At 40.5% G+C, this 23,963-nt stretch carries 21 protein-coding genes; all 21 read left to right on the forward strand.

Translation table 11 applies throughout. The features are described 5' to 3' along the window. Positions 1-28 precede the first annotated feature (28 nt). The 21 genes from I2H87_RS03045 to I2H87_RS03145 all read left to right on the forward strand — a co-directional run bounded on the left by I2H87_RS03045 (position 29) and on the right by I2H87_RS03145 (position 23,917). Positions 29-1,063 (forward strand): glycosyltransferase family 2 protein, encoded by a 1,035-nt coding sequence (locus I2H87_RS03045; RefSeq protein WP_054703210.1) that lies wholly within the window; start codon positions 29-31, stop codon positions 1,061-1,063. After that, positions 1,060-2,514 (forward strand): flippase, encoded by a 1,455-nt coding sequence (locus I2H87_RS03050; protein WP_044954829.1) that lies wholly within the window; start codon positions 1,060-1,062, stop codon positions 2,512-2,514. Before I2H87_RS03045 ends, I2H87_RS03050 begins: the two co-directional genes overlap by 4 nt. Before the next feature lie 3 nt (positions 2,515-2,517). Further along, positions 2,518-3,930, forward strand: a complete 1,413-nt coding sequence (locus I2H87_RS03055) for a sugar transferase (protein WP_195609301.1) — start codon at positions 2,518-2,520, stop codon at positions 3,928-3,930. A gap of 3 nt (positions 3,931-3,933) precedes the next feature. Further along, positions 3,934-5,163 (forward strand): hypothetical protein, encoded by a 1,230-nt coding sequence (locus I2H87_RS03060; RefSeq protein WP_195609302.1) that lies wholly within the window; start codon positions 3,934-3,936, stop codon positions 5,161-5,163. Further along, the gene (locus I2H87_RS03065; RefSeq protein WP_009267691.1) at positions 5,160-6,533 is read left to right on the forward strand and encodes a hypothetical protein; all 1,374 of its coding nucleotides are present in this window, start codon (positions 5,160-5,162) and stop codon (positions 6,531-6,533) included. Before I2H87_RS03060 ends, I2H87_RS03065 begins: the two co-directional genes overlap by 4 nt. Positions 6,534-6,535: 2 nt before the next feature. Next, a complete protein-coding gene (pssD, locus tag I2H87_RS03070; protein ID WP_009267690.1) occupies positions 6,536-6,985 on the forward strand; it encodes a PssD/Cps14F family polysaccharide biosynthesis glycosyltransferase in 450 nt (149 codons plus the stop codon). 12 nt (positions 6,986-6,997) lie between these two features. After that, positions 6,998-7,495: a glycosyltransferase gene (locus I2H87_RS03075; RefSeq protein ID WP_009267689.1), complete on the forward strand. Its 498-nt coding sequence runs from the start codon at positions 6,998-7,000 to the stop codon at positions 7,493-7,495. Next, a complete protein-coding gene (locus I2H87_RS03080; RefSeq protein WP_117550839.1) occupies positions 7,492-8,583 on the forward strand; it encodes a glycosyltransferase family 1 protein in 1,092 nt (363 codons plus the stop codon). Before I2H87_RS03075 ends, I2H87_RS03080 begins: the two co-directional genes overlap by 4 nt. Before the next feature lie 57 nt (positions 8,584-8,640). Then, positions 8,641-9,462, forward strand: a complete 822-nt coding sequence (locus I2H87_RS03085) for a LicD family protein (protein ID WP_009267687.1) — start codon at positions 8,641-8,643, stop codon at positions 9,460-9,462. Positions 9,463-9,492: 30 nt separating this feature from the next. Next, on the forward strand, positions 9,493-10,428 hold the full coding sequence (locus I2H87_RS03090) for a glycosyltransferase (RefSeq protein WP_054703215.1): 936 nt from the start codon (positions 9,493-9,495) through the stop codon (positions 10,426-10,428). An 18-nt stretch (positions 10,429-10,446) separates the two neighbouring features. Beyond that, positions 10,447-11,379, forward strand: a complete 933-nt coding sequence (locus tag I2H87_RS03095) for a glycosyltransferase (RefSeq protein WP_009267685.1) — start codon at positions 10,447-10,449, stop codon at positions 11,377-11,379. 11 nt (positions 11,380-11,390) lie between these two features. Next, positions 11,391-12,899: a hypothetical protein gene (locus tag I2H87_RS03100; RefSeq protein WP_117550835.1), complete on the forward strand. Its 1,509-nt coding sequence runs from the start codon at positions 11,391-11,393 to the stop codon at positions 12,897-12,899. A 369-nt stretch (positions 12,900-13,268) separates the two neighbouring features. Beyond that, on the forward strand, positions 13,269-14,927 hold the full coding sequence (locus I2H87_RS03105; protein ID WP_195609303.1) for a hypothetical protein: 1,659 nt from the start codon (positions 13,269-13,271) through the stop codon (positions 14,925-14,927). A 37-nt stretch (positions 14,928-14,964) separates the two neighbouring features. Next, positions 14,965-16,098 carry a dTDP-4-amino-4,6-dideoxygalactose transaminase gene (gene rffA / locus I2H87_RS03110; RefSeq protein ID WP_195609304.1) on the forward strand — a complete coding sequence of 378 codons (1,134 nt, stop codon included), beginning with the start codon at positions 14,965-14,967 and terminating at the stop codon, positions 16,096-16,098. Positions 16,099-16,147: 49 nt separating this feature from the next. Next, complete coding sequence (locus I2H87_RS03115) at positions 16,148-17,347, forward strand: ATP-grasp domain-containing protein (RefSeq protein ID WP_195609305.1); 1,200 nt, start codon at positions 16,148-16,150, stop codon at positions 17,345-17,347. Further along, a complete protein-coding gene (locus I2H87_RS03120) occupies positions 17,344-18,309 on the forward strand; it encodes a glycosyltransferase family 2 protein (RefSeq protein WP_227183208.1) in 966 nt (321 codons plus the stop codon). Before I2H87_RS03115 ends, I2H87_RS03120 begins: the two co-directional genes overlap by 4 nt. A 10-nt stretch (positions 18,310-18,319) precedes the next feature. Further along, positions 18,320-19,321, forward strand: a complete 1,002-nt coding sequence (locus tag I2H87_RS03125) for an aspartate aminotransferase family protein (RefSeq protein WP_009267679.1) — start codon at positions 18,320-18,322, stop codon at positions 19,319-19,321. Continuing rightward, entirely contained in the window at positions 19,314-20,372 is a 1,059-nt protein-coding gene (locus tag I2H87_RS03130; protein WP_195609306.1) for an acyltransferase family protein, read from the forward strand. The genes I2H87_RS03125 and I2H87_RS03130 overlap by 8 nt, the downstream gene beginning before the upstream one ends. Next, the gene (locus I2H87_RS03135; RefSeq protein WP_117550822.1) at positions 20,372-21,412 is read left to right on the forward strand and encodes a beta/alpha barrel domain-containing protein; all 1,041 of its coding nucleotides are present in this window, start codon (positions 20,372-20,374) and stop codon (positions 21,410-21,412) included. The genes I2H87_RS03130 and I2H87_RS03135 overlap by 1 nt, the downstream gene beginning before the upstream one ends. After that, complete coding sequence (locus tag I2H87_RS03140; RefSeq protein WP_117550820.1) at positions 21,405-22,808, forward strand: lipopolysaccharide biosynthesis protein; 1,404 nt, start codon at positions 21,405-21,407, stop codon at positions 22,806-22,808. Before I2H87_RS03135 ends, I2H87_RS03140 begins: the two co-directional genes overlap by 8 nt. Beyond that, positions 22,796-23,917 carry a polysialyltransferase family glycosyltransferase gene (locus I2H87_RS03145; RefSeq protein WP_195609307.1) on the forward strand — a complete coding sequence of 374 codons (1,122 nt, stop codon included), beginning with the start codon at positions 22,796-22,798 and terminating at the stop codon, positions 23,915-23,917. The genes I2H87_RS03140 and I2H87_RS03145 overlap by 13 nt, the downstream gene beginning before the upstream one ends. The last annotated feature ends 46 nt before the right edge of the window (positions 23,918-23,963 follow it).

Consider the following 23,963-nt stretch of genomic DNA (forward strand, 5'->3'; position numbering starts at 1 on the left):
AAAATAATTTCTGAAAATGGAGGTTCTCATGGAAAAACTACTGACGGTTGTCGTGCCGTCTTATAATGTGGAAAAATATCTGGAAGAAACGTTGGAGTCGTTTGTGATCCCGGAGATCATGGATGATCTGGAAGTGCTGATCGTCAATGACGGGTCAAAAGACCGCACACCGGAGATCGGGGCTGCGTATGAGAAGCGTTATCCGCAGACATTCCGTCTGATCTCGAAAGAAAACGGCGGACATGGTTCGACGATCAACCGGGGGATCGAGGAAGCGAAAGGGACGTACTTTAAAGTAGTGGACGGAGATGACTGGGTGGACCGCGGAGGATTCACGGAATTGCTCCATCGCCTGAAAACAAGCGGCGCCGACTACGTTGTGACTGATTATTATAAAGTCAATGATGGAACAAAAGAGAAGAAACTGGAAACATTTCCGTATCTGAAAGCGCATCCGAAGTGCAGATTTGAGGTGGTTGTCGGGAACACCGATATTTTGATGCACGCGCTGGTGATCCGGACGGCGATCCTGAAAGAGAACGGGATCAGGCTGGATGAGCACTGCTTTTATGTGGACAATGAATACATCACATTTCCGGTACCATTTGTGGAGACGGTGGAATATTATGAGATTCCGGTGTATATGTACCGCCTTGCCCAGGCGACACAGAGCGTCAGCATGCAGGGATTCCAGAAACATCTCCCGGATCATGTAAAAGTGACGATGCGGCTTGTACAGTTCGCGGCGAAGTACAGTGAAATGTCAGAGGAAAACAAGGAGACTTCTCCGGCACAGAAAAAAAAGGCGGAATATCTCAACAATCGGGCGGCTGTGATGGTCGGAGATCAGGCGGGGATTTTTGCAAGTTTTCCGGGGGGCAATGAAGAAATTCGCCGCCAGTTCCTCGCATTTGATGCAGAAGTAAAGAAAACAAGTGAAGAAATATACAGGCTTTCCGGAGAAAAAAGCCATATGCTGGCGGCGCTTCGGAAACGGAATTTTAAAGGATACCGTTTTTGGACATGGGTAAGCCGGGTAAGAGCAAAGGTGAGAAAAGTATGAAGACACATTCCGTAAAATTTAACTTTATTATGAATGCGATCCTGACGGTATCGTCGGTATTGTTTCCGCTGATCACATTTCCTTATATCTCCCGTGTGCTTCTCGTGGCGGGCAATGGAAAGGTGGCCTTTGCGACGTCGGTCGTTTCCTATTTTACGATGTTTGCATCGCTTGGACTGCCGACCTACGGCGTGCGCGCCTGTGCAAAAGTGCGGGATGACAAGGAAAAATTGTCCCAGACTGTACAGGAGCTCTTGATCATCAGCGGGATCACTACCGCGATCACGTACATTGTGTTTTTTGTGAGTTTATTTGTGATACCGGAGTTTGCGGCAGAGAGAAAACTGCTGATGGTAACGGCGCTCAGCATTGGTCTGACTTCCATCGGTGTACAATGGCTTTATAATGCACTGGAACAGTATTCTTACATCACAACGTGTGCACTTGTGTTTAAAGTGATCGGAATGGCGTTGATGTTCGTTCTGATCCGCAAGCCGGAAGATTATGTGTTGTATGGATTTGTCTATGTGGTCGGAAGTTTCGGCTCTTATGTGATGAACTTCCTGCGTCTGCGCAAATTTGTTTCATTTAAGAAAACAGGAAGTTATAATTTACGGCAGCATATCAAGCCGACACTTCGGTTTTTCCTTTTGTCGGCAGCGACCAGTGTCTATCTGAATCTTGATGTTGTGATGCTGCAGTTTATGAAAGGCGACATCGAGGTCGGATATTACAATGCGGGGATCAAGGTGAAGACCGTACTGGTGACCTGCGTCACATCTCTCGGAACCGTCATGCTCCCGCGTTTGTCCTACTATGTACAGCAGGAAGCGGAAGAGGCATTCCGGAAACTGGTGGCAAAGGCATTAAGCTTTGTGCTGATCGTGGCGACGGCGGTTTCTATTTATTTTACACTGTATGCAAAAGAATCCATCCTGCTTCTGGCGGGAAAAGACTTCCTGCCGGCTGTCGGACCGATGGTGATCCTGATGCCGACGGTACTTTTGATCGGATTGTCAAATATTACCGGCATCCAGATCCTGACGCCGCGGGGAGAGGAGATCAAAGTTGTGTATTCGGTGACGGCGGGAGCAGTACTGGACTTTGTGTTCAATCTGATCCTGATCCCGAAATTCGGTGCGGACGGCGCGGCATTTTCCACCTTGATGGCAGAGGTGCTTGTGCTGGCGATCCAGGGATTTGGTCTGCACAAAGAACTGAAAGGGATCGTAAAAGAGATCCAGGTATGGAAGATCATCCTTGGACTTGCCGGGGCGACGGCAGCAGGATATTTTGCCGGAGCGCTTACCAATCTTGGCATTTTCTTTACATTATGTGTGTCGGCCCTTTTCTTTTTCGGCACATATGGTATAATTTTACTGATGTTGCGGGAAACATTCGTAACAAGTACATTGGAGTCGTGTCTGAGGCTCGTGAAGAAGAGAGGGTAAATCATGTACCAAAAAGAGAAAAATCCTTGGCTGAAACACTTGGATTTTATGCTGTTGGATGTAGTCTGTTTACAGCTTGCTTATGTCATGTCTTATATCATCCGGTATGGAATGTATATTCCATATACGGATAAAAATTATAGAAATCTCGGGATCATCATCATGCTTGTGCAGATCTGTCTGACATTCTTTCTGGAGAATTATAAAGACATTTTGCGCAGAAGCCCGTTTGAAGAAATGAAAATGACGGCAGTTTTTGTGACATCGGAAGTGCTGGCAGTTTTTTGCTATCTGTTTGTGACCCAGACTTCCCGCATTTTTTCAAGAGCCGTTTTATTACAGTTCTGGGTGCTCGGGATCGTAGTGATCTACTTTGCGCGGCTTATGAGAAAACGTACGATCCACAGAAAAATGGAAGACCATCGCTATCTGCAGTCGATGATACTGATCACTCCGGAGAAGTATGCACAGGAGATGATCTCCGGTCTGACGGCAGAAAGATATTCCGGATATTATGTGAAAGGGATCATCCTGCCGGATCAGGAGAGCAAAGAAAAGACGATCTGCGATATTCCTGTCGTAGCCGATCGGGAGTCGATGTTCGACTATCTGAGGGAGAACGTTGTGGACGAGGTATTTTTATACTTTCCGGATGCATCTGCCATGCGCGAGCAGATCGTGGAAGCATGCAATGAGATGGGAATCACCTGCCATCTGCGGATCGGGGAGCGGAAAAAGAGTTCCCACCGCGCGATCATTGAGAATGTCGGCGATTATATGGTGATCACATCCAGTATCAGTTTCGCGGATCCGAGACAACTGATGCTCAAACGAGGAATGGATATTTTAGGCGGTATCGTCGGGATCATCCTGACAGCGCTGATCACGGTGATCTTTGCGCCGATCATTTATATCCAGAGTCCGGGACCGATCTTCTTTTCTCAGGAACGGGTAGGAAGAAACGGACGAAAATTTAAGATTTATAAGTTCCGTTCCATGTATCCGGATGCGGAGGAACGGAAAAAAGAACTGATGGCGCAGAATAAGATGCAGGGGCTGATGTTCAAGATGGACAACGACCCCCGGATCATTCCAATCGGGCATTTTATGCGGAAAACTTCTCTCGATGAATTTCCGCAGTTCTTCAATGTGCTGAAAGGGGACATGAGTCTGGTAGGGACGAGACCGCCGACAGTCGATGAATATGAACAGTATGAACAGCACCACAAAGCGCGTCTTGCCGCCAAACCGGGACTGACCGGTATGTGGCAGGTGAGCGGACGCAGCGACATCGTGGATTTTGAAGAAGTTGTGGAGCTGGATAAAAAATATATTACGGGATGGAACATCGGATTGGATTTCAAGATCTTGTTCCAGACGGTTAAAATCGTAATCACAGGGAAAGGATCGGTATAATCTATGGGAGGAACGACGGAGATCTTTGGATACCGGATATCAAAAGAAAAGATCAAAAGCATTGCAGATTTTCTTTATCTGACGGTATTCGCACTTCTTCTTGGCTATTATTTTCTGGTGACGACAACGTTTCCGATCGAATGGAGAGAGAACTTTCCGGCATATCTGCGTGTGCTTTTGATCGTAGTGATCCTGATCAAGCTGACTTATGTGGAAATCTATGATCTGAAAGAAGTTTTGTTTGCGGCGCTTATCAGTCTGTGTTTTCTGGCAGTCTGGATCCGTACGTCGGATCCCCTTGTATTAAATACGTTATTGCTGATCCTCGGGAGCAAAGGAACTTCGTTTGAGAAGATATTGAAAGTCTATGTGGCAGTGACAGCCGGACTTTTGGCGATCACGATGGCAGCGGCGCTTTTGGGATTCACAGAAAATCTGGTGTATATCCAGGAGGGAAGAAGTCCGCGTATTGCGTTCGGAATCTGTTATCCGACGGATTTTTCCGCCCATGTGCTTTATAGTCTGCTTGCCTATGGGTATCTGCGCAGAGAGCGTATTCACTATGTGGAGCTTGCGCTGATGGCAGGCGCAGGCGTATTTGTCTATGTGTTCTGTGATGCCCGGGTGAACACAGTCTGCATCCTCGTTGCGACAGGGGCGTTTCTGTACAATAAGATCCGGCACAAAAGAGCCGAAAAGCAGGGAAAGATATATGTGATGAACCGGATCTGGTCGTGGCTTCTGGCGATGTCCACGGTGATCTGCGCGTTGTTTATGACGTTGATGACGGTTTTCTATTCTTCCGAAAATCCGTTGACGGCATTTCTGAACCGTTTGATCAATTTCCGGCTTTCTTACGGAAAAAAGGGTGTGGATCTGTTTGGATTTTCATTGTTGGGTCAGTATATCCCGATGATCGGAAACGGGGGATCCGTAAAAGAATCGGAAATGTATTTCTTTCTGGATTGTTCTTATATGAATCTGGCGCTGCAGTTTGGAATTGTCCTGCTTGGCATTATTTTGATCATCTGCAGTGTGATCGGTTTTTCCGCGATCCAAAAGAAAAACTGGGTACTGCTCTGGATCCTTGCGGTTGTGGCGGTGCAGTGTATGATCGAGCATCATATGATGGATATTTCTTATAATCCGTTTTTGTGGGCGGTCTTTGCAGATATGACGGTGAAAGCAGGAAAAAGATTGGATTGGAAAAAGAAAAGGAAACAGACAGTATGAAAAAAATCGGAAAATTCTTGAAAGAAAATCCGGTCGTATGCGGTGTGGCAGGATCTTTTCTTGTTGTTGGGATCATGGCGGCATATCAGTTCGTGGAATCGCATACGACCGTGGATCCGAAATATATCACGCAGGAACTTGCACAGGCTGAGACACAGGCTGTGATAAATGATCCGAAAGTTGTGGCGGGTTATCTTGTGGAAGCTGTGAAAGAGCAGGATCTGGATAAGGCATTGCGGGGAATGGCGATTGATGAGAGTATTTTGAATATATCTCTTGCGAATTTGATCAATGAGGCAGGAGAATTCTATACGGAAATGGAAATCGCTCCGTCCGGAAGTTACAGTAATTATAATGAACTGGCAGCGGCAGAGCTTGCTGGGGAGTATACGGCGAATCTGGAAAATCTGACGGCGCAGTTGAAAGAAGCGGGAGAATTTCAGGTGGAAGAAATCTGTTATGTCGATCCGAAACAACAACTGGAACCGGAGAAATTAAGCGGCAATAGTAAGATACTGGAAAATTGGGGCGGCGACTGCCTAACAGAGTTGATGGTATGGATTTCCTGTGAGGAAGAGGACTATCTGCTCGGACTTACGATGGCGCATTATGGAGATTCATGGAAAGTCCTGACACTTGGATCTGCATTGACGGACACGACGGCAGAAGCTCCGATGCGGAAAACGACAGAGGAAGAATTCGCGGCGCTGAAAGGTACGATGAAAGAAAAAGATTATAAAAAACAGTTGCAGAAGAAAAATCTGGACAGCACATTATTTGAGGATACAGGACTGACGGATGAGGACATCGAGGAAATGCGTCTTCCGGCAAACTATTTTGTCTTGAATCCATTGAGAGAAGATACAGCAGAATCAACGATTGAAGCATTTGTGAGGAGTATTCAGAAAGTAGATATGGGACGTGCGCTTGCGTATTGCATGGATGAAAGCCCGGAAGAATTAGAACATACGAATGTAGAAGTTCTTCAGAAACAGGAAGAAATCGCGGAGATGGTAAAGCGATTTTGTTACGGCTTTTTAGGAGATGATTACAATGAGGAGGAAGCTTCTTTGCAGATCATTGGAAAATCCGGCAGGAAGATCGTGCAGGAATTAGATCCGAAGTATTTTATGTATTTTGATCTGACGGAATCTGTGCTGCTCCAGGATGATGGAAAAGAGCAGCAGTATGCGGTATTGTTCTGGTATGCGGGAGAAACGTATGTGGTCGGCATGACTCTGGAAGAGGGCGGCGGAGGATGGTATATCCGGTCACTGTCATCGGAAGATCTGGGAACAGAGCCAGGGGAAATACGACTGGTATCGGAAGAAAAGCTGAAAGAACTGGAAAAAAGGGAGATTGAAAAATAATTATGAAAGTATGTTTGGTTGGTTCATCGGGCGGACATCTGACCCATTTGTATATGCTGAAGCCGTTCTGGCAGGATAAGGAACGGTTCTGGGTGACGTTTAATAAGGAGGATGCGAACAGCATTCTGGAGGGAGAGCAGGTTTATCATTGCTATTACCCGACGAACCGGAGCCTGAAAGCATTGTTGATCAATACAAGACTTGCCTGGAAAGTATTGAGAAAAGAACGCCCGGACGTAATTGTCTCCTCCGGGGCGGCGGTCGCAGTTCCGTTTTTTTATCTCGGAAAATTGTTTGGGATGAAGACAATCTATATCGAAGTGTTTGACCGGATCGATAAACCGACCATGACAGGCAAAATGGTATATCCGGTGACCGACCGTTTCATCGTGCAGTGGGAAGAGATGAAACAGGTGTACAAAAAAGCGATCAATTTGGGAAGTATTTTCTAAGGGGAGACTGATATGATATTTGTGACAGTAGGAACACATGAACAGCCGTTTGACCGGCTGCTTACGGAAATCGACCGATTAAAAGAAAACGGGACCATTCAGGAACCGGTCATGATACAATCCGGCTTTTCTACATATGAGCCAAAGTATTGTGAATGGAAAAAACTGATCCCTTATGCGGAGATGATAAAAAATGTCAAGGAAGCGCGGATCGTGATCACGCATGGCGGACCGGCAAGCTTTATGATGGCGCTTCAGGAAGAAAAGATTCCGATCGTTGTTCCGCGCCGCGCAGAATTTGACGAGCATGTCAATGATCATCAGGCGGAGTTTGCGGCGGCAGTGGCGAAACGGTACGGAAATATCATCCCGGTCATGGACATTGCGGAGTTAGAAACGATCGTTTCCGATTATGATCAGATCGTATCGAAAATGTCATCGAAAGTGACCAGTAATAATGCAAAATTCAATGAAGCATTTGAAAAGATTGTAGAGGAAGTAGTGAAATGAAACTATTATGGATCACAACGGTTGAGATCAATTACAATGGAATTTCAGACTGTATGTATCAATATTTGCAGGCGATGGATAAAAGTGGGATGGAGATTGATATTCTTGCGGTAAAACCATCCAATCCGGAATATGAAAAGCGTTTTCTCGATCTTGGATGCCGGGTATTTCATTTGGACTGCCGGAATTCCAATCCGCCGCTTTATACGATCCGGCTTGCAAAACTGATACGGAAGCAGCAGTATGATCTCGTGCATGTTCACGGCAACAGTGCGACAATGACGTTTGACCTTCTCGGTGCGAAACTAGGGGGATGTAACGTGCGGATCGCGCACAGCCACAATACAAGCTGCACCCATGTGACAGAGGACAAGATACTGCGCCCTCTGTTTTATCATCTTGTGACGGAACGTTATGCCTGTGGAAAAGCGGCTGGCGAGTGGCTTTACAAAGAGCGCCCGTTTTCGGTGATCCCGAATGGGCGGGATTTAAAACGGCTGACATATTTACCGGAGATCCGGGAGCGGTTCCGCAGACAGTGGAAGATGGAAGACGCTTTTGTGATCGGTCATGTGGGCAGCTTTAATGAAGTGAAAAATCAGGAATTTGTTGTGGAAGTATTTCAAAAATTTTCCGAAAAAAATCCGAAAGCACGCCTTGTGCTGATGGGAGACGGAGAGCGGATGGACGCTGTAAAAGCACAGTGTCAGGAACTTCACATTGCCGATCGGGTATTGTTTCTCGGAAATGTACCGAATGTGGCGGAACTTTTAAATGCAATGGATCTGATGCTGCTTCCAAGCAGACATGAGGGACTTCCGCTTGTTGTGATGGAATGGCAGGCAGCCGGACTGCCGAGTGTGCTGTCTGATGTGATCACGAGAGAGTGTAAACTGTGCGACCTGGTACAGTATCTGCCGTTGGAGGCAGGAGCAGAAGAATGGACCAAAGCGATTGCAGATATGCCGATCCCGGATCGGGAAAAAGCTTGCAGGATGGGACAGACGGCATTAAAAGCAGCAGGATATGATCTGGAGGAAAATGCGGCGCATTTAAAAGAAATGTATCAAGACCTGATCCGGTCTTAAAAAACAGAAAACACAACGTGTATGCTGGATGTGAAAAAATGGGAGAGGATACAAAGGATGGCAAATGAACTGACAAGACAGCTTCAATTGAGAGAGCTGGAGATCTTAATAGAGTTGGATCGTGTGTGCAAAGAAGAAAATCTGACTTATTTTCTGGAGGGGGGAACGCTGCTCGGCGCGCTTCGGCACGGTGGTTTTATTCCGTGGGATGACGATATCGACGTGCTGATGCCAAGAGAAGATTATAATCGATTGATCGACGTATTCCGCGAGGGAAAATTAAAAGGGTATCATCTGCAGTGTATCGAGACCGATCCCGGATATTGGAACTTCTTTGCGAAACTTCGGAAAAACGGAACGACATTTATCACAAAGGAAGAAAGGTATGTGAAGAGTCATCAGGGCGTTTTTATTGATATTTTCCCGATGGAGGGGATTGAACGGGAACACGCAGAGGGGATCAGGAAATGCGACTTCTGGCAGCCATTGCTGCGGTCGGTTTTGCTTCGCCGGGTCCATATGACCGTGCAGGGTGGAAGCGGGAAAAAAGAGATCGTATTGAAAATGCTGAAAGGACTGCTGGCGCCATTTTCGAACACTGCGCTTCAGCATTTCGGGACCCGTTTTTTGAAATCCAAACCGAAACAGGCGGCAGACGCTTATTACCGCGCGCCGATCACACGGGGAGACAAAGAAATGAACAGGGTATGGCCGTTTGAAAAGGTCTATCCGGCGGAAACATTGAAGTTTGAAGACCACGATTTTCCGGTGTTCCATGATTACCGCTGGTATTTGGAGCAGCTTTACGGCAATACTTATATGGAACTTCCGCCGGAAGAAGACCGTGTGACGCATGAGCCGTGGAAAATCGAATTGTAGAATTGTAATGGAAGGAAATAATAAAAAATCATGGTATCGATCATTATGTCAACCTACAATGGAACAACCTATCTGGAAGAACAACTGGATTCGATCCGGTTGCAGACCCGTCCGGCGGATGAGGTTGTGATCAGCGATGATTGTTCCAAAGATCAGACGGTTGAGGCAGTCAAAGCGTATATTCAGAAATATGATCTGAAAAACTGGAGCATATGCCGCAATGAGACAAACTGCGGATGGGAAAAAAATTTCATGCAGGGGATCGAAAAGACAAGGGGAGACCTTCTCTTTTTTGCGGATCAGGATGATATTTGGGAAGCGGAAAAATTAGAAAAAATGTGTGCAGTCATGGAACAGCACCCGGAGATCTCGGTTCTGGCTTCGGACTATACGCCGTTTTATATGGACGCTGCGGTGGACAAGGTAAGAAATGAGGAAAAAATGCAAAGCGACGGTACGCTGGAACAATATCCGTTTGATACCGGTTTTTTATATGTACACAGACCGGGGTGCGTATATTGTACCAGGAGATCATTTGCGGAAAAGATCAAATTGTATTGGTTTGAAAAATACCCGCATGATGCATTGTTCTGGCGGTATGCCAATCTGACCGGCGGACTCTATTTGTATCATGAACCGTTGATCCGGTTCCGGCGGCATGCCAACAATGCCTCATCCGTGGCAACGACCGGGCTTGCAAAGAAGACGGCGGATGCTGTTTATTATGTGGAAGTGCTGAAAAAACTGGAGCAGTTTATAAAAGAGCAGAATATCATTCTTTCGGATCGGCAAAAAAGGATCATCGGGAAAGTGATCCGATACAGCAGATACAGACTTCGTTTTTTGAAAGATCATAGTCTGTTATGCGGTATCCGGCTGATACGATATTTAGATTGTTATTATGCACCGAAGACATGGATTTCCGATTGGATCATTGTATTATTCAAAAAGGAAATGAAACGTTAAGACAGAGAGGGAAAACGAATGGAAAACAGACAGGAAGAGCCACGCTTCAGCGTGATCATTGTGACGTGCAACCGACTTGCGTTGTTGAAAGAGTGTGTTGCGCATGCATCGAATCAGGAGAAAATGCCGGAAAAAATCATCATCATCAACAATGCAAGTACGGACGGCACACTTGAATATCTGCAGGAAGAGCAGTTTCAAAGCCCATTGTATCATATCGTAAATGAATCCGAAAACCTCGGCGGGGCAGGCGGTTTCTCCCGCGGCGTCGAAACAGCGCTTGCGGAAAAAGGAGACTGGTTTTTGTTGATCGACGACGATGCGATGATCGCGCCGGATTTCCTAAGCAGTATCGCAGAGGCGGTCAAAAGTCATCCGGAATGCGGTGCGTTTACCGGAGTGGTGGAGACAGAGGGACAGATCGACACACTTCATCGCCGGAGAAGAAAAAAAGCGGGAAGCGTACAGATGGTAAATATTCCGGAAGAAGTGTACAAAGGAGAGGAATTTGAACTGGACGCCGCGTCGTTCTGCGGATTGGTTGTTGGAAGAAAGATCGTGGAGAAGATCGGTCTTCCGGAGAAAGAGTTTTTTATCTGGAATGACGATCTGGAATATTCGCTTCGTATCCGGATGCACACAGAAATCCGAAATATCAACCGTGCCCGGCTGAATCATAAGACAAATTTGTACAGCCAGAGAAGCAGTAAACGGTATCTCTGGAAAGATTATTATGGATTCCGGAATTATTTTTACACATGCAGGAAGTATGGAAATAAAACGGACTGTATCATGAGCTATGCGATCCCAAGACTGCGGCTGATCTACTGGAGAATGCAGCATATCATCAGCAGAAAAGATTATGTGTACAATCTGGAAATGCTGAATCGCTGCCGGAAAGACGCGAAACAGGGAAAACTGGGGATCGTGAAAGAATATTTTCCGGGATAGAGGTGAAGCGGATGAAATATCATTTGAAAGAATCTAAAATGGTGGAAGTGATCGCATATCTGTATATTATGCTTCCTTTTCTGATATTTGCAGTCGGCTGGATGGGAAAACGGTTCTGGATACCGATTTTGTTCGTACTTATTTTTAGCTTTTATAAAATATGTAAAGAAATGGAGAAAAGCTGGATTCCCGAGTTGCACAAAGAAAATCTGTTAAAGATTGTCTTTATCATCACGGTCATCGGAGTCTGGGTCTATTATTCAGGGATCGGACGGCTTGTATTTCAAAATACAGACCATAGTGCAAGAAACGCCATTTTTGATATTTTAGTTCAGTATGATTGGCCTGTGATCAATTATGATGTCAATCTGGACATCATGCCAAAAGGAACGACAGCGACAAGTCTTGTATACTATATTGGTTTTTGGCTTCCGGCAGCGGTAGTCGGAAAAATCTTCGGTCTGGAAGCGGGATATGGTTTTCAGATTTTTTGGGCAATCTTAGGAATCACACTTGTGTATTATCTGCTGTGTGAACGATATAAAAAACTGTTGATGTGGTCTTTGCTGATACTTATATTTTTCAGCGGACTGGACGTGATCGGATATTGTCTGAGCACCGGGACATTACAGGCGTGGGTTGGGGATGCGCATCTTGAGTGGTGGGTTGGACAACCTTATCAATATTCCAGTATGACAACACAGCTTTTCTGGGTGTTCAATCAGGCGATTCCGGCATGGCTCTGCACAATGTTGGCATGGAAGCAGAAAAATAACCGATCGATCGTAGTGATACTGGCATGTTGTATGCTGCCGAGTACATTTGGATTTGTAGGACTTCTCTTTCTTGTATGTTTTTGGATGTTTACAAGAAGATATGAAAATGTTCAGGGAAAAACAAAAAAAGAACGATTCGTTTCTTATACAAAAAGCTGGATCAAAGATACATTTACCGTACAGAATATATTGGGAGGCGGTGTGATCGGGATTTTCTCATTTTTATATTTGTCCATTAACTTATCCGGAAATACAGTGATGGAAAAACAATCTCTTGGAGCTGCCTATACCGATCATCCGTTAAAATATTTTATGTTTATTTTGTTGGAAGTAGGCGTATATTTCCTGATACTTTATAATTATCAAAAAAAGAATGCATTATATTACTACATTTTAATTAATTTATTATTGATTCCATTTATTAAGATTGGAGCGGCAAGCGACTTTTGTATGCGGGCATCGATCCCGGCTTTGTTGATTCTGATGGTATTCGTGATGGATACGTTGATCGAAGCAAATAAAAAGAAAGATCGGATGATCGTGGGGATGCTTGTTCTTACACTTTTGATAGGGAGTATGACACCAATCCATGAAATTGGAAGAACATTTCGGGAGACGATTGAGCGTTTGTATACGGAAGAACCGGTATATGAGCCCTCGTCAGATCTGAAAGATATATTTAATGGCAGAAATTTTTCAGGACCGACAGATCATTCATTTTTCTTTAAATATATTGCAAAGTGACAGAATTTAATGAGTTTCGCATTTCAAGGACATAACAAAAAACGAAAAGTCTGGAAAATTGAATCTTTAGTAGAAAAAAATGTAGAAACATGTTATAATATGTAAGATTTAAGCACAGATGAGGAATAACATAATACAAAAATCCTTAAGTTTCCAACTTGAGGAATAAAAACACATGCTTGAATTTATATAAACGGAAAGGGAATATGCATATTGAAAGAGGAGAGTTTATCAACTTCACAAAAAGAGAATAAGGTAAAAAAGATTTTATCTTCCCCTATGTTTTTAGCTGTTGGGATAAATCTTATCTTCTTCCTGTTGATTGTTTTTTTCTGTGATATGAAGTATGAGGTATCGGATGATTTTATTATGGCTTCGATTATGTCCGGAGCATACGGTGATGCACCGAACCCTCAAATGATTTTTGTAAATGTGATCATTGGATATTTGTTGCTTCCTTTATATTATCTTTTTCCTCAAATCAGTTGGTATTTCGTGGCAGAGGTTTTTCTGATTTTTGTATCATCGACAACAGTGACATATGTATTGTTTGAAAAACTGGAAAAAGAAAAGGCGTTTATGCTTTCTGTTTTACTGATTTTGTTTTTTTCAAATGATGCATATATTCTTGTGCAGTTTACAAAGACTGCCATGTTTGCAGTTATGGCTGGGGCAATGCTGTTTTTATGGGCATTGTTTGAAAAAAAGAGTATCTGGAAAATGATATTTGGAGGACTTCTTTGTCTCATAGGAACGATGGTTCGATTTTCGACGATCTATCTTGCAGGGGGATTTATTCTCTTTATCTTAGGATATGAATTTTGGAAGTTGTATGTCAGAAAAGATAGTTTGGCAAAAGGATGGAAATATCCACTCCTTACGATCGTATTGTCCGGTTGTTTGGTGATCGGAGCAGCATATGGATGTAAATGGATCGATTGGTATACCTATAACAATGATGAGGCATATGGATTTTTTACCGCATATAACAGTGCTCGCGCAGATGTTGTGGATGCGAGTAATTATGGATATGAAGCATATGCGGAGGATTTGAAGAGCGTAGGAATATCCGAGAATGACTATTACATGATGCGCAATTGGACGCTTGCAGACAATGACTTCTTTACCATTGAGAAATTACAACAGACAGCAGATGCGATTTCTACTTATCAAGAACAACAAGATATGACATTTGATGTGATCATGGGACGGCTGCGGGAACGGAATTATTCGGGAATGCCCGTATTTTTTGCATGTGCATTATTTCTGATACTTGGGATTTTTTTCAACAACAGAAAATGGTGGATGACTCTGGGAAGTATTGTCATAGGTATTGGATTGTTTGTGTATTTTTGCTTTGCGGAACGGCATGTATACCGGGTGGAGTATTCCATATTTTTAGGAATATTTTTGTGTGGACTTTATTTTTGGGATTCAGGAGAGAAAACAAAACCTCTTTTTGCAGAAGAACGAACCGGTATGCGGTTATGTATGATCTTGTCCGGGCTTTGCATAGCTGCTCATATTGTCCTTTATATTCCGGATCAAAGCTATCGGGAAGTGACATCTGAGGAGCGGATCGCATATATAGATGATACATTTTATGATTCCGGGAATTATGATGCAGCAAAATATCGGAAAGTAGTAAATAAAGGACGACCCCAAAACGGACTTTTGGGTGAAATAGAGAATCATCAGGAAAATTATTATTTTTTGGATTTTGCAACAACGATACAGACACTTTATTTTGAGTGGTCCCCGTGGAAAGCGCTTCCGGTGGGATATCATGATAATTTTGGATATATGGGAGGGGTTACGACGAACTTTCCGGATATTGTCCAAAGTTTGAAAGAAAAAAATATAGAAAATCCGCTTCAGTCACTTGTGAAGGAAAATATATATCTTGTTGATAATTATGCGCCTGAGGTGAAATTGAATTATCTAAGAGAACATTATTACCCGGAAGCTCGCGCCGAAGTGTACAAAGAAGTGGATGGATATACTATTTGGAAATTTTATGAAAAATAGTTAGAAAAAATGCAGATGAGGAAAGGGAGAAAACGAAATGATTAGTTTTAATGTGCCTCCGGTAGCAGGAAAAGAGTTGATTTATCTGGAAGAGGCGATCCGTTCTAAAAAAATATGCGGAGATGGGGCATTTACGAAACGGTGTTCCAGATGGTTGGAAGAACAGACGGGAAGTGAGAGAGTTCTTTTGACGACATCATGTACTCATGCGACAGAGTTAGCAGCAATTCTGACATATATAAAACCGGGAGATGAAGTGATCATGCCGTCATATACATTTGTATCCACAGCCGACGCATTTGTGCTTCGCGGGGCAAAGGCGGTTTTTGTTGACATCCGTCCGGATACGATGAATATAGATGAAACCCTGATTGAAGATGCGATCACAGAGAAAACCAGAGCAATCGTTCCGGTACATTATGCAGGTGTTTCCTGTGAGATGGATACGATCTGTGATATTGCAAAGCGGCATAATCTGTATGTGATCGAAGATGCTGCTCAGGGCGTGATGGCGACCTATAAAAGTCGTCCGCTTGGCACGATCGGCGATTATGGATGCTATAGTTTTCATGAGACGAAAAATCTCAGCATGGGAGAGGGCGGCGCCTTACTGATCAAAGACAAAGCAAATATTCTTCGGGCAGAAATTGTTCGTGAAAAAGGAACGAACAGAAGTCAGTTTTTCCGTGGTGAGATTGATAAGTACACATGGATGGATGCCGGATCTTCTTATCTTCCAAGTGAATTGAATGCGGCTTATTTGTGGGCACAGTTAGAAGATGCACAAAAAATATACGATGATCGTATGCGGAGTTGGAACTTGTATTATGAACAATTAAAACCTTTGGCAGATGAGGGGCGGATTGAGCTTCCTGTTATTCCGGAGGGATGCGTACATAATGCTCATATGTTCTATATTAAGACAAGAGATTTGAAAGAAAGAACAGATCTGATCTTCTATTTAAAAGGAAAACAGATCAATAGTGTATTTCATTATATTCCGCTGCACAGTTCTCCGGCTGGAAAAAGACTTGGGGTATTTCATGGAGAAGATAAATATACAACGCGGGAAAGCGAGAGATTGCTGAGACTTCCGATGTACTATGGATTAGGGAAAGAAAATATAGAATGTGTGACAGAAAGTATTAAAAATTTTTATAAGGGATTGTAAAAAATAGGAATGATAAATCACGATAAAGAGATGGAAGGAGTAGATAAACGTGTCGACAATTATGGTGATTGCAGGCGGAGATTGGCAGATTGAATTAATAAAAAAAGCAAAAAGTATGGGGCACTATGTTATCTGTTCTAATCTTTATAAAGATTCTAAAGGGTTTAAGTATGCTGATCTAGGGGAAGTAGCGGATGTTTTAGACAAACAGAAAAATCTTGAGATTGCGAAAAAACATTCTCCCGATGCAGTGATTTCAGATCAAAGTGATATTGCAGTACCAACGGTAGCATTTTTAAATGAACAGTTGAATTTAAGAGGAATTGGAACGAAGAAAGCAGATTTATTTACGGATAAATCGCTTCAAAGAAAGTTTTGTAAAGAAAATGATATTTGTGTTCCGGATTTTAAGCTATGTGAAAGCATAGATGATGCTGTTGTTATGCTTGAAAAATACAAAAAAATCATTATAAAACCAATCGACAGTCAATCGAGTAGAGGGGTATATACCATTACCTCGAGAAAACAATTAGAAGAAAAATATAAAGATACGATAGGATGGTCTAATCGTAGGAAAGTATTTCTTGCAGAAGAATATGTTGATGGAGCAGAATTTACAATTGATGGATTGGTTATAAACAGTCATCATTATCCGTTATGTATTTCGGTAAAAGAGATGTATCCGGAAAATCCTAATATTTCTATGATGCAATCCTATTCCTATACATCAGATAAGTATGATTATGATTTGTTGCGAAAAGCAAATAGAGAATTGATAGAGGCAATGGGATTGCCTATGGGACTTACACACTGTGAATATAAGTTTTATAAAGGAAAGTTTTATTTGATTGAGGCAGGAGCGCGCGGTGGTGGAAGTAATTTGTCAGGAAAAATAGTTCCATTTATGTCGGGAATAGATAATTACGAATATTTGATAAAAGAGGCATTAGGCGAACCTGTAGATGAAGAGTTTGTAAAAAATAAAGAGTTTTCTAAAAAACGATATGTAATCATGAGGTTTTTTGATTTTGGAGAGGGAACGGTAGAACATATAGAGGGAATCGAGTTTCTAAAAAATCATCCAATGCTTATCGACTATCAATTAGAGATCAAGGCTGGTGACGAATTAAAGGAACCAGCATATGGGAGACTTCGTCCTGGACATTTTATTATTGGTGGAGATGACAAGGAAAAAGTTATTGAAGAGATGGAAAAAATATTGCAGAAAATAAAGGTGGTATTCAAGTGATAAGCAGTGAGGCACAAAGAGAAAAAATAAGTTTTGTAATTCCTTGTTACAATTCAACAAATACAATAGGAAGAGTCGTTCAGGAAATAAAAGAAGTCATGAATAACTCAATGAATAAATATGACTATGAGATTATATTAGTGAATGACGGATCTCCGGATGGAACTACATATGATGCAATCCTTGAACTTGTAAAGACGGAAAAATATATCAAAGGAGTTAATCTGGCAAGAAATTTCGGACAGCCCTCTGCAGTTATGGCAGCTTTGAATCAAGCAACAGGTGACTATGTGGTTTGCGGAGATGATGATGGACAGACACCGTTTAATGAACTTGATAAATTGTTTCAAAAGATTGAAGAGGGTTACGATCTGGTTGAAGCAAAATATGCAGTGAGAGAAAAGCGTTCACTATTTAGAAAGCTAGGTACTGTTTTAAATGAAAGTATGGCCACATGGCTTATTGCGAAGCCACATGGACTCGAATTGACAACATATTGGGTCACAAGACGTTTTGTTGTAGATCAAATGATCAGCTATCCTAACTCATTTCCCTATTTAGGAGGATTGATGTTGAGAGCCACACAAAATGCTTGTAATGTGAATGTAACACATAGAGAGCGGCTATCAGGAAAATCGGGATATAGTTTAAAGAAAATGATTGAACTATGGTTAAATGGTTTTACCTCTTTTTCCATAAAACCTCTACGTATAGCCACATGGGTTGGAATTATTATCGCTGCCGGCGGATTTCTTTATGGATTGGCGATTATAATTATGAAGCTTGCAGGAGCAGCAGTAAATGCAGGATATAGTTCCATAATGGCGGTGAATTTGTTCATGTTTGGAGTTCTTTTGTGCTTTATGGGATTGATTGGTGAATATGTAGGGCGAATATATATATCCTTAAATAATGCACCGCAATTTGTAATAAAAGACTATCAAGAATCAGATGAAATGTAGGTGGTATTGTATGAGATACGAACGGAAGAGCGAGTATGGAGGATATTTACCGCTTGAGTTAAATTCTGGAACTGAAATGTTCGAAAGGTATAGTAAGTATTTAAAAAGATTTAATTCGGTCAAGGCATCTTTTCAATATATTATCGAACAAGAAAAACCGTTAAAAATAATGATCCCATATTATTACTGTCCGTCGACGACAGAGGCTTTAAAGCAGAGTGGAGTGGATATTTCATTTTATCATATATCCAGTGATTTATGTCCGGAAAAAATTCCTGATGAGAAAGAAAATTTAATATTGCTGGTAGATTATTTCGGGGTAAAGACAGAGGACATTTCCAGAATTGCAAAACAATATGAAAAAGCAGCGGTGATTATTGATTATGCACATTCCTTTTTTGCTGAGCCAATATTTCAAAAGAATATATATAATGTATATTCCGCGAGAAAATTTTTTGGAGTACCGGATGGATCTTATGTAGTAGCTGAGGGTATTTCAATATCGACACCAGAATTAGCAAATTCTTGTGCGTATGCCGGATATTTATTGAAAGCATATGAATGTGGAGTAAATGCAGCGTACCATGAAAAAAAAGCAGCAGATCAAATTATTGCAGAACAATATACAGGCATGTCCAAACTAACAGTTGGTTTACTAAAAAATGTGGATTATGAAAATGTAAAGAATAGAAGAATAAAAAATTATAGAGTTTTACATCAAGAGTTGGGAAATATAAATGAGTTATTGATTCCGCAAGAATGTCCGGCATATCAATATCCGTTATTGATAAGTGATCATGGAGAAAAAATAAAATCAGAGTTGGTGAAAAAAAAGATATTTGTTTCGACATTGTGGAAAGGAAAGGAATTACTGAAAAAGGGAAATGAGTTTGAAATCAACATGTCTGATAACGCTGTATTTTTGCCGATAGACCAAAGATATGATGAGGAAGACATGAGATTTCTTGCTAATACAGTATTGGAGATGAGGAAAAATATAGCCTATGGATAAAAAGCGGAATGTAGCAATTGATCTTTTACGAGTTATAGCAGCGACATTGATTGTTTTACATCATTACCAACAGGGAGTAGATATTACTTTTGAGCATATAAAGTTTTATGGAGGAACATTTAATTTTGCTTATCTTGTTGAACTATTCTTTTTGATTTCAGGTGTAATGGTGTACAAGTCTGTTTTAGATGATCATATAACCTTTAAAGAGTTTATGTCTCGGAGAACAAATCGTATTATTCCATTACTTGCAATTAGTGTTTTTGTAGAAACGATATTGCGTTATATAAATGATTCCATTATTAACAATGTTGGTTTTTCCCGTGATTTGTTGGATATTGTGATAAATGCATTAGGACTCCAGTCAATTGGACTGATCCAAACGGAAAGTATAAATCAGCCGACATGGTATTTATCGGTTTTACTACTTTGTTATGTCTGGCTATTTGTTTGTACGAAAGTCTCTGAGCGTTTAAAAATTGATAAGTGTTACATGTATCTGTTCATGATGGGGATAGGTATTGTGACTAATACGTATATGTGGAATACCTTGTTTTTAAATCGCTATGTCAGCAGAGGATACTTTTCATTTTTTGCCGGTGTTCTTCTCGCGGATTATTTTGAAAGAGTAAGGAAAAATCGTTGCGAACTAGCAAGCTTGATGCTACCGGTTATCTTTTTAGGATTATTAAAAACAAAGCCGCATTTTCTGGAAACAGGAGATTTTTATTTTTATACCCTTATGTTGTGGATTCCTGTCTTGATCTTAGTAATGAGATGGATACCAAATCCAAAAAGAGAATGTAGAACACTTTCTTTTTTGGGGAAAGTATCTTTTGGAGTATATATATGGAATGAGCCGATGAGCTGTGTAAGAAATATTGTGGCGGCATTGTTTGACATTGATTTATGCAAGATAAGTACGGTGGTGTGGTTTGTTGTTTTAAGTTGGGCAATGGCAATTTTGTCTTATCTGTTGATTGAAAAGCCCTTTAATAGTTGGTTAAAAAGAAAAAAAACGATCGAACGAGAAAGGAATGAGAGTATATAGTGAAAATATTAGATACAACAATTCGAGATGGAAGTTATGCAATTGATTTTAAATTTAGTTGTAAAGATGTCCAAAACCTGGTGGAAAAAGCTGAAAAAATTGGAATAGAGTATATTGAAATTGGTCATGGACAAGGTTTAAATGCGAGTAGTCCTGAGCATGGTATTGCATTGCAATCGGATGAGGAGTATATGAAAGCTGCAAGAAAAGTTGCAGGTAAGGCAAAATTAGGTTTTTTTTGTATTCCTGGTATTGCACGAATGGAAGATCTTGAGCTGGCAAAGAAAAACGGAATGGATTTTATACGGATCGGCGTAGCATGTTCTGATTATAAAAAAGCGATACCGTATGTAAAAAAAGGGTGTTATGAAGGACTGGAAGTGTTTGTGAATTTTATGAAAACATATGCTTCAGAACCGGAAGAGTTTGCAAAAGCAGCAGCAGAAGTACACAATGTGGGAGCGCGTTGTGTATATATCGTAGATTCAGCAGGCAGTATGAGTTCTGATGAGATTGGAAGATATATCGAAAGTACAAGAAGAATGTCCAATGTAGAACTAGGATTTCACGGACATAATAATCTGGGACTTGCAGTAGAAAATACAATTTATTGTGTTTCAAAAGGCATGGACTATGTAGATTGTTCGTTCCAAGGATTGGGAAGAAGTTTAGGAAACGCTTCATTAGAACAGGTTATCATGTCGTTAGAGCGGAGAGGGTATAATACAGGATTTGATATACCTAGGGTTTTAGAATATGGATATGCAGGATTACGGAATATAGTAAGACAGAGTCTTGTAAATCCGTTAGATTATATATGCGGATATGCAGAATTTCATTCTAGTTTTCTAAAAGATATATACAAATGTAGTAGTCAGAAAGAGGTAGATCCTTTACGTCTTATCGTAGCATATAGTAAGGAAAATAAATTAACGATGAACTATGAAAGATTATGTGAAATAGCAGATTCATTACCGAGGGATTTGGAGGACAATCCGTATAGTTTCGCAGAATATTTTTCGGAGATATACAATGATTAGTAATAAGAAAATAAATCCGCTTTTAAAGTCTTCGATTATCTATATAGTTGCAACCATTATTGGGCAGGGGATGACTTTTTTAGGAATTATCGTTTTTACACGTTTAATGGATCAAAATGACTATGGTTTATATAGTACATATTATGCGTATGTTTCAGTTGTGACCGTGTTGATAGGAGCAAATCTTCATTATGCTTTAAATAATGCCTACATTGATAAAAAAAATAGAATAAAGGAATTTCGTAAATCTGTACTGTGTCTTTCATTTGTGATTATGATATTGAGTTCCGTGGTAGTATTGTTGGCAGGAAAAATACTGTTAAATGAATTTTCTGTTTTTATTATAGTGATGTTGCTGCTTCATTCCTATGGTTTTTTTGTAATTAATTATAGAATGTATTCGGCAAATATGGAGAATGACTATAAGCGAAAACAATGGCTTTTAATATTACCGTATGCATTTCAACTTATAATTCCGATACTTTTTATGCTATTTCTTAGTCAGACTTCTTTTGAGATCCGAGTTATTGGAAGTACCGTAGGAGTATGTGGGATTGCAGTTCTTCTCTTTATAGAAATGATGAGATATAAAGGGAAATTAATTGATATCAATGATTGGAAATATGCACTTTCCATAGCGTTACCATCAGTTGTGATGTCTATTTCATATATGCTGATGCAACAATGCGATAAGGTCATGATTACGAATATATGTGGAAGTAGTGATACGGCAGTATATTCTGTGATTTATTATTTAGGTTATGCGATCATAGCTGTGGATCAAGCTGTCGCGCCGGTTCGACAGGCTTGGATTTATCAGAAATTGGATGAACAGGATGTACATGAGGCTGGAAATATCCAAAAGTGGTATTTGGTAGTGATTGCTATCTTAACTACTGGATTGATTATGGCAGGTCCTGAAGTAGTAAAAATTATTGCTCCATCTAGTTACTGGCAATTTGAATATATTGTCCCATTTGTTGTAAGTGCCTGCATGATGATGCTTTACAGATTTTATACAGAAATTACTTTGTTTTATAAAAAAAATATGATTCTATCCATGTGTGTTTGTGTGTGTGCGATTATTAATATCATTTTAAATGCGGTGTTGATTCCAAGAGCAGGTGCCGTGGCAGCATGTTACACAACAGTTGTTTCTTATTTCTTATTATTCATTTTAACAGGAATCGTTTCAGGAAAATGTATGAAGCATATTTATTCAAAAAAAGTTTTTTTATGTTTTATTTTATGGATAAGTGGAGTTTCAGTTTTGTCATATACAGTTTATGAGACTATGTGGATTAGATATATTGTATACGGAAGTCTATTAATGATCATCTTGATTTATACATATGTAAAAAGAAGTGAATGGAAAGGTGGGATATGGAAAAAATGAAAGGGCTTGCTATTATATATGATCCTCATAATCTTTATCAATTTCTTTGGTATTACTGTAATAAAGGAAAAATAAAGGAATGGGACGCATTGTGTTTGCCCAATGGATATAAAGGAGAATACATGCATACTTTTTGTGAGGAATCGGGAGTTTTTTCTAAAATATATAAATATGATACTGATTTTTCCAATATGTCAGGTATGAAAAAAATAAAAGTTATTTTATCTATGTTTGGACACTTTATTATTGGAAAACATAAGGAATTTTGTAAAAAACTTATGAACTCTTATGTAGTGCTAAATGATTATGATGAAATAGTAGTGATTGCAGATGTTGGAGTAGTTTCAGGGGCCTGTGTTGCATTGGGAGAAGAAAAAGAAATAGTTATTCTTGAGGATGGTATCAATGATTATAGTAATAGACCACGATGGATATCCAAAGAAAAAATGAAATCGGTATATAATTGGCAAGGATTTTTTTTGGCGAAAATGGGTTACTGTAGTCCTGGGTGGTTTTGGTTTGAGCCAGACCGATACTGTATAAAGTATTCGAGCCAGCCAGAAAAAATGAAGTATAGGAATTATAAAGAGATCAGACAATTATATACACAGGAAGGTACGGATGAAAAATTGTTTGATCATATAGTTAAGAAGATTTATCCGGCAATTCAAAAAATTGATTTTGAAAAGACAGAGGCGGTTTTATTCACCAGATCGTTAGATGATTTTGTAGTGGATGATAAAAAATATATAGAGCGTATAGAAAATTATATACAAAGGTCTTATAAAAATATTTTATTAAAAAAACATCCCAGAGAGCAAAGTGTTTATCAATTTGAAAATGGTATAAAATGTTTGGAAGTTGATAATTCAGTACCAGCCGAAGTTCTACTGCCGTATTTAAAAGGAAAAGATATTATACTGATTACTACAAGCGCTATTATGTTGTATATGAAAGCATATCAGTTAACATGCAATCTGATATTGTTGGATGGAATGTACGAAGAAAATATGAAGAGTGGGACAAAATATCGCTTACTTTGTGATGAAGAGGTGATTGAATATTGCGAGAATTTTGCAGAGGGACATTATATGATCACTACAATATAAAATGGAAAGTACAGATATAACATTCAATTATAAAAAGTTGAGGAGT

It is taken from the genome of Mediterraneibacter glycyrrhizinilyticus (assembly GCF_015560805.1).
Classification (GTDB): domain Bacteria; phylum Bacillota; class Clostridia; order Lachnospirales; family Lachnospiraceae; genus Schaedlerella; species Schaedlerella glycyrrhizinilytica_A.